The organism is Sorangium sp. So ce1504 (genome assembly GCF_051521635.1).
In the GTDB taxonomy this organism is placed as follows: Bacteria; Myxococcota_A; Polyangia; order Polyangiales; family Polyangiaceae; genus Sorangium; species Sorangium cellulosum_B.
Genome location: NZ_CP150365.1, coordinates 674,960 through 688,214 on the forward strand (window position 1 = coordinate 674,960; position 13,255 = coordinate 688,214).

Consider the following 13,255-nt stretch of genomic DNA (forward strand, 5'->3'; position numbering starts at 1 on the left):
GACGATGACGGCGGTCCGCGCCTCGGTCGAGCAGCGGGAGCTCAGTGGTTCCCGAAGGGCCTGCTGAACCAGACGTTCGCGATCGAGCCGAGCCGCTCGGCGACGAGCGCCGCCGTCGCCGTGTCTCCCGGCAGCACGAAGACACGGAGGCCGGCGATCGAGGCATCGGGCGCCCATGCGTGCAACGCCGAGCCGACCGCCGGCTCTTTCCTGAGCGCCTCGAGCGCTTGCTGCGCGAGCTCCCTCTGCTTCCGCGTGTGACAGCCGGGGCGCAGCTCGACCGGGACGCGCCTTGGAACCGGGATGTGGGCCTGAATCGATGCCCAATCCTGGAAGTCCGGCTCGAAGACGACGACGATCGACCGTCGCTGCCGCTCGGGCACCACCCCGATGAACGACGGGTGCTTCGAGAGCAAATCGTGCAGCGGCTGGTAGTCGGTCACGCGGAGCTCTGGCCATGCCATCTCGCCGACCGGGCTCGTGCTGCCGGGCGCCTGAACCTCCGGCTCGCAGTAGGGCTGCCGGTTCACGCCGACCGCGTGGTCCCCGGTGATCTTGTGCTGCGCGCGCTGGATCTTCTCGAGGGTGACCGGGCTGAAGGCCGCTCGATCAACGGCGGGAGGGACATCGCTCGATCGACTTGCCGCCGGGGCGGCCTCCGGCCTCGAGGACGACGGCGCGGCCGACGTCGAGGCCGGGGCTCCCTGTGGTTTCGCGCCGGTGGTCGCTGCATCGCCGCCGCTCCCCGGTGTACGAGCGTTGCACCCGGCCACGAGGAGGAGGGAAGCGGCGAGCGGTCGGGACGCGGCGAGGCTCCAATCAAAACGCAACGGTGACTCCTAGCTGAGATTCGATGTCACCGACCGAATGAAACCAGGTCCGGTCGAAGGGGGCCACCACGAACCCGGCGATGTGCATCCCGACGATCGCAGCGTCCCCGGAGCCGACGGGGATCAGTCCGGCCTCGGTCGCGGTCGGGATCTCGGCCGCCGTCTCGACGGGAGCGCCGCTCATCGGGGCCACCTCCGAGCGCGGGTGAGCGAGGCGGAGCCGCGTGGCCACCGTCGGCCTCGGGATCGCGAGCGCCGCCGCGATCTCGCGCGTCGTCAGGCCGACGGCGGCGGGAGCACGCCAACACAAATGAGACATAGGAGATTCTATTCCAGGTCGCAGGAGAGACGACGCCTTCGCCATGCCTGATGCCCGGCTGGAGGAGGTGCTCGGCTTCATCGGGGCCAACGTCCGCCGGATCCGCCTGAAGCGCGGCATGACGCAGCAAGAGCTCGCCAGCGCAGCCGGAATCGCCCTCGGATTTCTGCAGAAGGTCGAGCGCGCCAAGACCAACGTCGGGGTGGCCGTCCTTGTGAGGCTGGCCGACGTGCTCGGCGTCCGGCCTGGGGTGCTGTTCCGCCAGCGGGAGCTTCCGCCGGTCAAGCGGGGCCGGCCACGCAAGGCACGACCCCGCGCGTAGTGATCCCGAACGTTGGGCAAGCGCTTCGAGGCCGCTGCGGAACGAGGCGGCGCCCACGTCACGTGCGTGGCGCGCGGCATCACCCATGGCATGCCGGCGCCCAGATCCTGGGCCGCCCGCCTGCGTCGGGACGGAGCTGCCCCGGTGGGCGTGACGATGGCGGGAGCGGCGAGGGGGATGCCCATCGCGAGCGCGCGGCGTGGACGCCCCGGCCGAGCTCGAGTCGTCCGGTGTGGAGCCCGCACGAGCACGCGTTGGTCTCCTTGACAAGGCGGCGCAGCCGTCAGGTACGCTACCTTTCACGATGGGTGGGGCCGGGACGACGGGGTGGGGTCGGAGCTCAAGGCGCTCCCCGCTGACCCGGCGGTCAGCGGTCAAGGGGGCCGATGACGCCGGGAGGGCCGCGGTCGACGATGTGGATGTCGATACATCGTGGTCCGCCCATCTTTGTGGCCGAGCAGCGTCTGGATCGTCCGGATGTCGATGCCCGCCTCGAGAAGGTGGGACGCGAAGCTCTGGCGGAGGGGTTGGCATGTCGCGCGCTTGGCGAGCTCCGCCGCGCGTCCGGCATCGTGCACGGCCCTTTGCAATGCCGATATTTGTCGTCGATCGAGGTCGACGTCTTTGACGCGAATCGAAAGCGCTTCGAGGAGCCGGAGGCCGTTTCCGTAGAGGAGCTCGCCGATGGGCCGAAAAGGCGGGACGAAGTGTTCGAGCAAGGTGAGCGTCTCCTGTCGCGAGCGGACCGAGGCGAGGTGCTCCGGCCGGCGTGCGCGTTCGAGCGCTTCGAGCCGGGATATCTGCAGGTCGAGAACCCGCTTGTAAAGGAAGAGGAGCGCGCACAGCGCCTGGTTCTGCGTGGATGCCGCGGTGCGGCGTGCGACCGCAAGCTCGTCAAGGAAGGCCGTGACCTCTTCCGCGCCCATCTGCCGTGGGGGCTTGCCGCTGTGGAAGCGGAGGAATTGCCGGAGCCAGTGGACATATGCCGCTTCGGTGCGCGGAGAGTCATGCAGGCGTCGTATGGTGGTGCGTACGGCTTCGATGAGGGTCACGTGGATGGTCCTGCGTGCATAGGGCCGGTTCGTCGGTCCCGCACTGGCCCTTATCGGCTCGAGGCGGGCGCGAGTTGCGGCGACCGGGGGATACGTCGACCGGGCTCTGGTCGCCCGGGGGACCCAGCCGTCGGCGCGAATCTCGCGCGACGACACGCCGTTGCCGTCCGGGACCTAGCAACGGGAATACGTAGTTACGCAGCAGCGGCCTATCTCCGCAATCCTGCAGATAGGCTGCGGAAGGTCGCGGCCTATCTGCAGGATTGCGGAGATAGGCCATGATGGGCTGTGACTTATCCTCGGGAATATGGAGATAGGGTACCACGGTTCGCGGCCTACATGGGAAAATGCGTGGATATGTCGTGCATCACAGCTGATTGCGACGTTGGGCAGAAGAGCGGAATCGTACCCGGTCCCATAGGAGACCACCATGGCTCAAATTTCTGATGACGAGGCTCAGCGACTCCTCGAATTTGTGTGCGCGACAGCGCGTGCTCACACGGACGTGATCCTGGTAGTTCCAAAGGACGGAGGTGACGCCGCGCTCGCATCCTGCATCCACATCGATTGGAACGGCAGGCGACTGGTGCTGACGTGCAATCACGCACTCAGGGCTGAGCACGCATACTTCACGTCACCCACTCGCGTGCAGAACAGCGTCATCGACGAGAATACGCGCTACCAGGTTCATTCGCTTCGATTCTTGAGTGCAACTCAGGATCTCGACATCGCCGTGTTCGAAGGAACGGACGCCAACGACACTGGCTCCGGCAAGACCCCCTACGTTCTCGCTGACAGTTCGTGGTTCGCTCCCGAGAAGTTGGACGCAAGCGAGGGCGTGGCGGCGTTCATCTATGGACTCTTGGGAAATAAGGCCCGTGGTCACCAGTATCCCGACGGGCTCGTCTATCTTGAAGCTCCGATCTACACGGGCCTGGGCCCCCTGGTTCAGGTGGTGGAACGTGAGCTGGTCGCCGACATGGCCGAGAAGAGGATCGTGACTCTCAATGACAAGGACTTCCCCCAGCTCAAAGGAGAGGTGGCTACAGGAGGGGTTCGCGACCTCCAGGGAAGCAGCGGCTCCGGCCTGTGGATGGTCTTGGATCGCCAGCCCTGCCTCCTTGGGATCGTCTTGGGACGCAACCCCTCCCCAGCCGGAACGCATCTTATTCGAGCCACGCCGATCTGGTCGGTGCGCCGTTGGCTTGAGCAGGCACTGACCACGGAGCAGTAGCGCGACCACAATGGAAGCTCTACCCAACAAGCCGCTGGTGTCCGACGGCCCGGGCAACATCGCTTCGCTCGGCAGCCCGGCCCGCGGTACAGCGGCAGTCGTTGGGCCGATGTGACCCGAGGCTGATGGCATGAACATTCCTGCGGAATATACGAAGTATCTGGAATCCAAGGGATTCCGCACGGAGGGCCCGATCGGGAGCGGGCTCTCTGGTACTGTTGTCAAGGCGATCCAGACGCGCCTTGGTCGCCCCGTGGCGGTCAAGTTCTTTGATGGGCTCGCAGCTCGAAACAACCCCGCTCTGCGCAAGCGCTTCGAGCGCGAGGCCGTCCTTCTCGCTCATATTCAGCATCCGGCAATTCCATACGTACTCACGACTGGCGCCATCCCGAAGATCGACGTTCCTTACACGGTGCTTCAGTTCATCGAGGGGCACCGCTTGCGCGATGAACTCGACAAGAAGCGCACGTTCGAACCTGATCTTGCGCTTCGTTATGCCGCTGAGGTTCTCGACGCGCTCCGCGCCGCGCATCGCGAACGGATCATTCATCGCGACGTGAAGCCGGAGAATGTCATGCTCAGTGGTGGGCGTTGCGTGCTCATTGACTTTTCGATTGGAGTTTCACTCGAAGACCTGCCGGGGGCGACGCGCGCAACTGCGACGGGGGAGGGTCTCGGCACGCTTGATTATATGTGTCCCGAGCAGCGCCGTGACATGGCTCGGGTCGACGAGCGATGTGACCTCTACGCGGCCGGGATCGTTTTGCTTGAAATGCTGAGCGGAACTCCGCGTCTTCTGGTGGATCGAATCGAAGCGCAGCTCGCGCACCTTCCACTCGGCGTAAGAACCGTCGTCAAGCGCGCATGCGCCGAGCAGGTAGACGCGCGCTACCAATCTGCGGAGGAGTTCTTAGACGCCCTTCGACCGCTGATCTCTGCACGTCCGACGTTGCTCAACGCCGAGACCCGCGCACTCTGTGTGAACACCCGCTGCCCCGGTGCAAGCTGGTCGCCCCATGGGTACTACCGCGGTCCGAATGTCTATGATCAGACCAAGGCAAACCACTGCGGTTCATGCGGTCAGGCCTTGAAGCGACACTGCGAGCAGTGCGGTACCGCGTATACAGACACCCGGTTCTGTGGCGATTGTGGCGCCGAATGGTACTCGATTCCGGAGTGCGCCACGTGCGGCTCCTGGCTTCAACGCGCCGACATGGGGACCGACACAGCACAGAACTGCTGCACGAAGGGACGCGCGAAAGCAGCGGTGGCCGCGCGGCGTGCGGCGCTGCGCCCGGCGCCCAAATTCACCAAACCGGGACCAGGCGATGACGACATCCCGTTCTGAGCACGGAGCACAGGCCAACTATGCGGCTGGTGCTGACGGCGCGCCGAGCCTTGCTCCGCTCCGCGTGGCGCCCCGCAGAACAACCGCAGTCGTTGGGCAGAGTGTAACTGGAGCGCACCATGGCAGAAGCTCCTGAACACGCGTTCTTGAAGACCGAGACCGTCGCTGTCCTGAATCGGTTTGCCCGCCTGCGCCTCTACGGTTGCACCGAATCGGGTCGTAGGCGGTTCGATCTTGCATGCATGCTCGAACGCGACTGGAAGCGTCCTCTTGTCGGCCAGGTCCTGTGGAAGCACTCCGAGGGCTTAGAGAAGGACATTCGAACCATGGTCACTGACGGCGAGGCTGACATCTGGCTGTATGTTGCGAGTGATCAAGTACGGCATCGACTTGCGCTGGAGGAGGTTATTCATGACTACCGTCGGAGTGGACGAGCGCAGGACCTTTTCAAGCTGAAAGTGCTCTGGATTCCATCTGACTTCGACGCAGACAGTGAGGTTGAGCGAGGGGCGGTCGCGCGGGTACTGGAGTCGCAGATCGTGGAGGATATCCTCCTAAACGTTGTTCTCGGAAATCTCAGCGCAGACGACGTCGCGTTCTTTCTCAAGGCCAGCGGGATCCCGGGTCTGAACTTGGCTGTCCTGTGCGAGGCGGCTAAAGGCGAACCGACGAACTTTTCGATGGTGGCTCGCAATCTTGGCGTCAGTGCTGCACCGATTCGAGAGAAGTTCATGCTGCTAGCGGGGGCAGGTCTAGTCGCGGCGCCCTTAGGATCGGCAGCCTACCAAGTCACACCACGAGGCACGGTCTTCCTCGACCTGCTCGCACGCGTATGGCAGCAGGCGACGAGCGATGCGGTGTCTTCCGAGATGAAATTTCTTCTCGAGAAGCTGGGCGGTGACGTAGTGCCTCTGGGCGTTGTGAACGAGAATCGGGAAGTGTTCCCCTCGAATCCGTACGTAGGACTTTTGAAGACGATCGCGAGCGCGGAACGTCGATGGGGGCTGGACCTAGCGACGTTGAGGCCGCCCGTGGAATCTGCACCTGCCCAACAAGGAGTTGCAGCTGATGGCGCTTCGCGCCACAGCTGAACTCCCGCTACGTTGGGCCGCCGGGCGTCATGCTGAACGGGTGGGCCTGCGTGACCGCGGCCTCCCCAGGCCCGACGAACGAGAGCCGTGGACACGTGCGCAGCGGGAGCGCAATCCACCGGCGCCTGCCTCGCTCTCGATCGGGGCCCGCTTCCACGGCCAGGATGCGCGGGGCCTCATGACGACGGCTCTCGGTACGACGGCGCTCCGTCCGCCAGGGATCGCGCTCGACTGGGCAGGGGTGGGGTGCAGTCGGGCGCGGCTGCAGCCTCTGCTCCTGCGAGCCCTGCGCCACCGTTCGCTCCGAGGCTGCCCTTGACGGGGGCCCGGCCTCCGGCGCTGCCTGCGTCCCCAGAGCGGCTGCAGCGACGGGAACGGCGGGAACGGCGCGACATGGTAGACTGGACAGCGGCGGAAGTGGAGGTTGGGCATGATGGACGCCGAGCAAATTTTTCAGGAGATCCGTAGTCTTCCGACCGATGCGCAGCGCACGCTCATCGAACGCATCGTTCGGGAGCTGGGCGGCACCCGGAGCGAGCCGGCGGGGCTGGCGGACCCACCGGACGATCCGTTCCTAGGACTGCTCGCCGACGAGCCGGAGCTCGCCGATGAGATCCGATGCGGCCACGCATAGAGTCCGTGTGTAGAGACAGTGGGTTTCGACCGCCCGTCATCTGCACACCAGACGAGCTGTCGCCACAGGAGGAGAAATGATTCGCGATGCCATCGTCGATGAAGTTCGCGCAATTCGCGACGAAATTGCGAAGGAATGTGGCTATGACGTTCACGAGCTGTTCAAGGCGTTTCGACGCCTTGAAGCAGGCAGCGCCACAGACCACGTCTCGATCGTTCCGCGTAGCGGTGGCCCGGAGGCCGCCCAACAAGGCAATGCAGCGGACGAGGCGCAGGCGACGACGCCCGCACCTCGCCGCTGATTGCCAAGGCCTCGTTCGGCCCGCGCCCGCCACGGGCGACTGCGCGCCTCGTGATCCGAGGGCGGCGGCCGCACAAGGAGACCGCCGCGGCGCGGCGCGCGTGGCTCGCCGGCCGCCCGCCGTCGCGCGGAGTCGCGAGCCCTCGCGCAACGGCGCGCCGCTTCCACCGAGCGCGCTCGCGGCGCGCGCCCGCCGAGGATCCATGTCACAGGCGAGCGGGGGAGGGCCACCCGTGCGCCACGCTACTGCGTGATCTCTCGGGGCGGCGCCGCCGCCGAGGTTCCGAACGCGTAGGACACGCCCACTTCGGCGCGGAAGGGGACGAGCGGGGGCGGCTCGAGGCCGTGGGTGGAGCGATAGCCCGCGCGCAGCCCGAGCTCGACGCTCGGGCCGATCGACAACCCGAACGCGAGGCTCGCGTCGAGGTAGCCCCCCGTGGGCGCGTAAAAGCCGTCGCGAATGCCCTCGTAGGTCGCGCGCGCGCGATCGCTTGCCGCGATGTACGTGCTCAGGATCGCCGTGTACTCCACCTCCAGCGCGATGAACCAGCCGCGCTGGAAATACCCGCCTGCGAGCCCGGGGTGCGCGCCCACGCTCACGAACCGAAACGTCTGGTTGTCGCCCGTCTGCACCGGCAGCCCCAGGCGCCCGGCGAGCCCCCAGCCGCCGTGCTGCAAGAGCGTCGCGCGCGCCGCCGGCTCCAGGCGGAAGGAGTCGAGCGCCGGCACGAGGAAGACCGGCAGCGTCAGCCCGATCTCGAGGTCGAGGCGGCGCACGAGCCGTTCCACCGGGATCGCTCGCCCGTAGGCGAGCTCCAGAGCGGGCGCGGAGTTCCATCCGAGATTGACGTGCGTCGCGTTCTCTTGCTCCCCTTGATACCCGCTGATGGGCGCGGCCGACGCGACCGCGGAGACCGCCGTCGCGGCGATCGCCGTGGCGAGGGCGACGGCCCTCATCTCGCCCCCTCGTATGCGCCGAGATGGGCGCGCAGGACCTCCATGACACGATCGGGGTGCTTGTTCACCCAGCCGTGGTCTTCGCCTTCGATGCGGACGAGCTCGACGTCGCAAAAAAGAGGGGCGTGACGGCTCTCCTGTTGCTCGAACCCGATGACGGTGTTGATCGTCGTTCCGATCAGGGTCACCGGCTTGCAGAAGCGGTCGAGGCCGGAAGAGAAATCGAAGTCCCACTCTCCGTCCGTCTTCGCCGAGCTCTGCAGGTCCCGCATCGCGCGCGCGCCCAGGCGGAAGGCCTTGAAGTTGTCGGGGTCGTCCGGGTCTTCGTAATACCCTGGCTGCGACCAGCCCTGTCCCAACGAGAGGAGGAAGTCTGCGCGCGCATCTCCGTCGGGGCTCATGGCCCATTCCGACCAACCGAGATCGTTCAACCCCTCGGCGGTGAGGCCGAACGTGAAGAGCTCGGTCTCGTTCGCGATCGCCGCGTTCAGGAAGCCCGGCTCGCTGAGGACGGCCTCTCCGACGCGGTCGGGGTGCCTCTGGATGTAGAGGGCCGCGTACATGGCGCCCCACGAATGCCCGAACAGCGTGACCGGCGCGTCGGGGGAGAAGCGCTGGACGAGCTCGTGGAGATCCGCCGCGTACGTCTCGGCGGTGAAGTCCGATGAAGGGACGCGCTCCGAGAGACCGGTGCCTCGCTGATCCCAGTGGACGACGAAGTACCGCTCGGAGAGCGCGCCGAGGCCGAGCATGCCGCGCATGTCGCCGCCGGGGCCGCCGTGCAGCGTGATGAGGGTGGGGTTCTTCGGGTCCCCTTGCGTGCGAAGGTGAATGAGGGCGCCGTCGCGGAGGGTGAAGCGAGGTAGCGTGTCGTCCTCCGCGACCGTCCTCGGGACGAGGTTTCCTGGCGCGTCCGGATCCAGACAGCCCGAGGCGAGCACGACGCACGTCAGACAACAGCGGCGGGCGAACGAGCGCATGACCGGAGCGTACGAACCCGGGCCGCCCCAGGCATTGTGCCGCCACGCCAATCGATTGTCCGGGGGTGCCTTCGGCTACGCGCTACGCCATGGAGCGCTCGCGGAGCTGGCCCGGCGTGCTCCCCGTCCACCGCCGGAAGGCCTTGTAGAACGCGCTCACATCGGAGAAGCCCACCAGCGAGCCGATCTCCGCGAGCCCGAGGGCGGGATCCTCCAGGTAGCGCAGCGCGAGCTCTTCGCGGGTCTTCTCGACGAGCGCTCGGAAGGGAAAGCCGTCCTCCGAGAGGCGTCGTTGCAGCGTGCGCGCGCTCAGCCCGAGCCGCTTCGCCACCGTCGCCAGCTTGGGAGCACCGCCGTGCAGCTCGAGGGCGAGCGCGTGCCGCGCGCGCTCCACGAGGCTCGCCTGGGCGGGCGGGAGCTTTTGCACGAGGAGGGCGGCGTGGCGCTCGAGGACGGCACAGAGCTCGGGGGCGGCCCCTTTCATCGGCGTCGCGAGCGCCGCGCGCGGGAGGACGATCGCGTCGCCGGGCGCTCGAAATCGAACCGGGCAAGCGAAGATCCGGGTGTACGCCTCGAGCTCGGCGCAGCGCGGGTGACGGAACTGGATCGAGGAAGGCGACAACGGCGTGACGGCGAGCGCGCGGAAGCGAAGGACGATGTTCGCGAAGCCGAACTCGGTCGCGACCCGGTGCGGGGCCGCGCCGGGGACGTGCTCCCGGACGAGCCGGGCCTCCGTGCGATCGACGTGAAGGACATGGCGCACGGCCGTGCTGATGACGGCGAAGTGCCGCGAGAACCTCTGGAAGGCGTCGCCCACCGTGTCGCTCGACGCGACGACGTAATCCATCACATCCCAGTGGCCGATCGAGAGCGCCTCCGCGGCGCGGAGCCCGACGCCCGGATCGCCGGCCCTCTCGACGACATCGTCCCAGAGCGCGATCCACCGGCGATAGGAGAGCCGGAAGTCGGGGTTGCGCAGCTCCTCCGGCGTGAGCCCGTGCGCTCGGGCGAGCGAGCTCCCGTCGATCCCGGCAGCCTCTGCGGCCCCGAGCACGCTCCGCAGCGCCTTCACGCCGACGCTCAGCGTGCGCTCGCCCTCCGCCTTCACGAGCGGGTCGAGCCCCCGACGAGAGCTCACGAGGCGGGGCCTGCGCGACATTCGTGAAAATCGCACGGCCTGTCAGCGACGTCAACCACGCCCGTGGGCTTCGCGTGGCGCAGGCAGCTCGGGTTCAGGCGCCCGAGCGAGATCCCGTGGTTCACCTGGAACACGGTTCAAGTCGAGGCTACTTACGATTCGCCCTCTCGCCATCGGTAGTGGTCAACTTTGCCCAGAGAGAGTCCACATGGAGGCGGGAAGGCGGGAAGATCATTAAGGTTTTCTTCCCGCCTTCCCGCCTTCATGTTCAAATTTGACCACTACCCGCGCGAGCCACGCCGCCGCCGCCTCCGGCAGCGCGAGCCGCCGTGCCGCCACCCGAGCGCCGCGGAGGTGGTCCACTCGGTCGCTTGTCGATTGAGGTCGCCGACGTCGGTGCAGCTCCGGGCCTCGAAGAAGGCCTCGCGGACGTAGCGGATGGCGCGTTCGACGTGGCCCTTCTCGTTGCCGCGGGCGACGGCGACGGGCCGCGGCTCGAAGTGGTAATGCGCCGGCAGGGCCTGCAGCGTGGGGTGGAACCGGATCGCGTCGCCGTGGCGCTCGACGACGGCGCCCTTGAGGTTGTCCGGGCGGGGCGGCGAAGAGTCCCCGTCGGGTGCAGCAAGGCGAACAATGCAGGATTCTATCTGGACGAAATCGTTGGGGCGAGCGGCTGTGGTGCCCGGCCTCCGTCTGCGCTCCACAGACTGCGAGGGGTAGGGCACCGCTGCCGAGCGCGTGGCGGCCGACGCGGCGGCGCGCGACGACGCGAGCTCGTCGCGAAATGTGCCTCGGCCGCGACGGCGATGTCGTTAGGAGCTCGACGACACCTGCCGCAAACGTTGCGGCGACGGAGCCAGTAGTTTATGTCTGGGAGGGGCCTTCCTCAAGCGGCCGGGGCTTCTGGGACGCGTTGAGAGGCCCTTCGCGACGCGCGCCAAGGTCCGGAGTGTCGTCCCCCGCGAGGAGATTTTCTCATGAGGCGCCAGGAATTGAGGAACTGGGTGGATGCCCGGATCACCCGGACGGCGGTTCGAACGGCACCCATGGCCATCGCCGCGGCTGGCGCGGCGCTCGCGCTTGCGGGCTGCACGTTCGGCGATGACCCGCAGAAAGCTCAGCCCGTCGTCGGGAACTGGTTCGATCAGAACTGCATCCCCGTGGAGTGCTTGTTCGAATGTTGCCAGGGGTGGAATTATAATGGTGATCCGCTCCTCCGCGGAAGAAAATGGTATGGTCGTCAGTGCGAGGAAATCCGGAAAAAGAGCGCTGTTTATTCGGAGTACGTTTATTTGATGTTGATGGAGCAGAATTGGTGCACTGAGGATTTTGCCTTCTTCGAATCGGGGTACTGCGCGGTCGTTAATCCCCCCGACGTCATCAAAGAGTTCGGGCCCGATGGACAGCCCGTGTATGCGGGGTTGAGCTTTTTGGTCTGCCCGCCGAGGGGACAGCCAGCGGCGCAGCCCATGGAGGACGTGGAACTCATCCCCGAGGAGTGAGGGTGGTCGTGGTGGTCATGCCTGCGCGCATCCTCGCGATCGCCATCATCGTCGCCTCCGCCTTTGTCCGACCCTCGAAGGTGTTCGCTCACGCGGGCCCCTGCGCGGCCCCCGAGCCATTCAACGGGTTCTGGGGCGTTGGGCAGCTCCAAGTGAGACAACGCGTGGCGGGAATTCCGATCCTCGCCACGACGCGCTTTTCGTACAGGCAGATACGATACTCTCCCTGCGCCGGCGGGGTGCCCGTGTTCCCTCTTGGGATCGGCGAAGCGAGCATGAGCGTAGGGGTACCTCTCTTCGACAACCGGCGCGGCGGGTGGCTGCTGCAAATGGCCGCCAAGGGGCAGGGCTCGCAGAGGCCGAGCGAACCCCTGAGCGGTGTCATCACCGGCGCACCCGCCACCGCGGGTCACATCAACCTTTGGGGGACCGCGCTGCCGTTGATCCAGCTCACGGGGGCGGCGTCGGCGGCCATCATGCCGCAGTCCTCAGACGTTCCCCTGTCGATTGCGTATCTCGGCGGTGCGCGGTTCTATGCTCTTCATGGCAAGCACGCGCAAGCGAATTTGGGGATCATGGTCGGCGGCAAGAATGCTGTCGTCAACGCCGTCCCCTCGCTCGCGGTCCGGGGCAGCGACCTGGCGATATGGGGTCATAAAGTCGCGATGGGATTGGAGCTCCGCTCACCCATCGAGTTCTCTGGCGGCCCGATACCCGTTCGGTGGCGGCTCTGGGGTGCCTTGACCTTCGCGCTCGACAAGCTGGACGATGGGAGGAGCGACCACGCGCGCGACACGCAAACGCCCTGGTCTTCCTTCGACCTGGTCCGTTCACCCGTCGAAGCCCCACCCACCCAGACGGTCTGGGAGACGACGTTATGAACGCGTTCGTTCATTCGGAGGGAAGTCCGAATCTTTTGCGGCACCTGCGGAGTGTCTCTTGCACGCCGCGGGTCAAATCACTCTTTGTTCTGAGTGCGCGGTTTTGTTCTGACTGTGCGATTATGAATTTCTCTTCTTGCGTTAGCTCGTCTTCGTCCAAATGCGCTGGAAAGTTATCGAAGTTTGTGCACTTTTCGAGGCTGTTGACGAGAAACTCTCCGACCCCCGCCTCGTCCACGCATGGCGCGTTGTATGTCAAGACGAACAGCAGGTTTCTGTGATCTGTAATGGTGCCGCAGACGTAGGCATTGGCCAAGGTCTCTCGTACTCTGCATTCTTCTACCTCTTTTTGCAGTGCCTCGACCTTGGCGGTGGCTTTCTCCACCCCGGCGTCGTCCGTTTCTCCCGGAGGAGACGTCGCCGTGGCTGGCGGGATGGCTGTGGCTTTCGCGCGCGCTTTCACTGCGCGTCGGCACGCAGCGAGCTCCCGCGTCACTTCCGCATCAGGGATGGACGCCGCGCTCTTTTCCATGGCCGGAGGTCTGCGCTCCCGCGTCGCCCAGCCGACCACCACGCCGCCGCCAAAGACGAGGCCGAGCACGGCCACCGCGATGAGGAGATGAACCATGAGGCCGGCGCTCTCGGGGCGTTTGCTCATGTGTCAAGC

Annotated in this window: 14 protein-coding genes and 2 pseudogenes; 8 read left to right on the top strand and 8 right to left on the bottom strand. The window is 66.2% G+C overall.

Annotation, left to right across the window (positions count from 1 at the left end; genetic code table 11):
* Nucleotides 1-41 precede the first annotated feature (41 nt).
* Both WMF39_RS02545 and WMF39_RS02550 read right to left on the bottom strand, forming a co-directional pair.
* The gene (locus tag WMF39_RS02545; protein ID WP_437743960.1) at nt 42-830 is read right to left on the bottom strand and encodes a hypothetical protein; all 789 of its coding nucleotides are present in this window, start codon (nt 828-830) and stop codon (nt 42-44) included.
* Nucleotides 820-1,149 carry a hypothetical protein gene (locus WMF39_RS02550; RefSeq protein ID WP_437743961.1) on the bottom strand — a complete coding sequence of 110 codons (330 nt, stop codon included), beginning with the start codon at nt 1,147-1,149 and terminating at the stop codon, nt 820-822. The genes WMF39_RS02545 and WMF39_RS02550 overlap by 11 nt, the downstream gene beginning before the upstream one ends.
* Before the next feature lie 43 nt (nt 1,150-1,192).
* On the opposite strand from WMF39_RS02550, the gene WMF39_RS02555 reads away from it, so the two are divergent.
* The gene (locus tag WMF39_RS02555) at nt 1,193-1,471 is read left to right on the top strand and encodes a helix-turn-helix domain-containing protein (protein ID WP_437293727.1); all 279 of its coding nucleotides are present in this window, start codon (nt 1,193-1,195) and stop codon (nt 1,469-1,471) included.
* A gap of 367 nt (nt 1,472-1,838) precedes the next feature.
* On the opposite strand, the pseudogene WMF39_RS02560 reads toward WMF39_RS02555, so the two are convergent.
* Nucleotides 1,839-2,523: pseudogene (locus WMF39_RS02560) on the bottom strand (phage integrase N-terminal SAM-like domain-containing protein).
* Between the two features lie 430 nt (nt 2,524-2,953).
* Here WMF39_RS02560 and WMF39_RS02565 point away from each other — a divergent pair.
* The 5 genes from WMF39_RS02565 (at nt 2,954) to WMF39_RS02585 (ending at nt 7,131) form a co-directional block, all read left to right on the top strand.
* Entirely contained in the window at nt 2,954-3,757 is an 804-nt protein-coding gene (locus tag WMF39_RS02565) for a hypothetical protein (protein ID WP_437743962.1), read from the top strand.
* 130 nt (nt 3,758-3,887) lie between these two features.
* On the top strand, nt 3,888-5,105 hold the full coding sequence (locus WMF39_RS02570; RefSeq protein WP_437743963.1) for a protein kinase domain-containing protein: 1,218 nt from the start codon (nt 3,888-3,890) through the stop codon (nt 5,103-5,105).
* A 119-nt stretch (nt 5,106-5,224) separates the two neighbouring features.
* On the top strand, nt 5,225-6,196 hold the full coding sequence (locus WMF39_RS02575; RefSeq protein ID WP_437743964.1) for a hypothetical protein: 972 nt from the start codon (nt 5,225-5,227) through the stop codon (nt 6,194-6,196).
* Between the two features lie 430 nt (nt 6,197-6,626).
* A complete protein-coding gene (locus tag WMF39_RS02580) occupies nt 6,627-6,830 on the top strand; it encodes a hypothetical protein (protein WP_437743965.1) in 204 nt (67 codons plus the stop codon).
* Nucleotides 6,831-6,906: 76 nt separating this feature from the next.
* Nucleotides 6,907-7,131 carry a hypothetical protein gene (locus WMF39_RS02585; RefSeq protein ID WP_437596559.1) on the top strand — a complete coding sequence of 75 codons (225 nt, stop codon included), beginning with the start codon at nt 6,907-6,909 and terminating at the stop codon, nt 7,129-7,131.
* Between the two features lie 242 nt (nt 7,132-7,373).
* Here WMF39_RS02585 and WMF39_RS02590 read toward each other — a convergent pair whose 3' ends face one another.
* The 4 genes and pseudogenes from WMF39_RS02590 to WMF39_RS02605 all read right to left on the bottom strand — a co-directional run.
* Nucleotides 7,374-8,087 carry a hypothetical protein gene (locus WMF39_RS02590; RefSeq protein ID WP_437743966.1) on the bottom strand — a complete coding sequence of 238 codons (714 nt, stop codon included), beginning with the start codon at nt 8,085-8,087 and terminating at the stop codon, nt 7,374-7,376.
* Nucleotides 8,084-9,067, bottom strand: a complete 984-nt coding sequence (locus WMF39_RS02595) for an alpha/beta fold hydrolase (RefSeq protein ID WP_437743967.1) — start codon at nt 9,065-9,067, stop codon at nt 8,084-8,086. The genes WMF39_RS02590 and WMF39_RS02595 overlap by 4 nt, the downstream gene beginning before the upstream one ends.
* Nucleotides 9,068-9,149: 82 nt before the next feature.
* Complete coding sequence (locus tag WMF39_RS02600; protein ID WP_437743968.1) at nt 9,150-10,205, bottom strand: AraC family transcriptional regulator; 1,056 nt, start codon at nt 10,203-10,205, stop codon at nt 9,150-9,152.
* Nucleotides 10,206-10,519: 314 nt separating this feature from the next.
* Nucleotides 10,520-10,792 (bottom strand): annotated as a pseudogene (locus WMF39_RS02605) (IS21 family transposase); the annotation flags it as partial.
* A gap of 390 nt (nt 10,793-11,182) precedes the next feature.
* Between WMF39_RS02605 and WMF39_RS02610 the strand changes: the two are divergent.
* Together WMF39_RS02610 and WMF39_RS02615 are read left to right on the top strand one after the other, a co-directional pair.
* Nucleotides 11,183-11,707 (top strand): hypothetical protein, encoded by a 525-nt coding sequence (locus WMF39_RS02610; RefSeq protein WP_437743969.1) that lies wholly within the window; start codon nt 11,183-11,185, stop codon nt 11,705-11,707.
* Nucleotides 11,708-11,709: 2 nt separating this feature from the next.
* Nucleotides 11,710-12,588: a hypothetical protein gene (locus WMF39_RS02615; protein ID WP_437743970.1), complete on the top strand. Its 879-nt coding sequence runs from the start codon at nt 11,710-11,712 to the stop codon at nt 12,586-12,588.
* Nucleotides 12,589-12,598: 10 nt separating this feature from the next.
* Here WMF39_RS02615 and WMF39_RS02620 read toward each other — a convergent pair whose 3' ends face one another.
* The gene (locus WMF39_RS02620) at nt 12,599-13,246 is read right to left on the bottom strand and encodes a hypothetical protein (RefSeq protein ID WP_437743971.1); all 648 of its coding nucleotides are present in this window, start codon (nt 13,244-13,246) and stop codon (nt 12,599-12,601) included.
* Nucleotides 13,247-13,255: the final 9 nt, after the last annotated feature.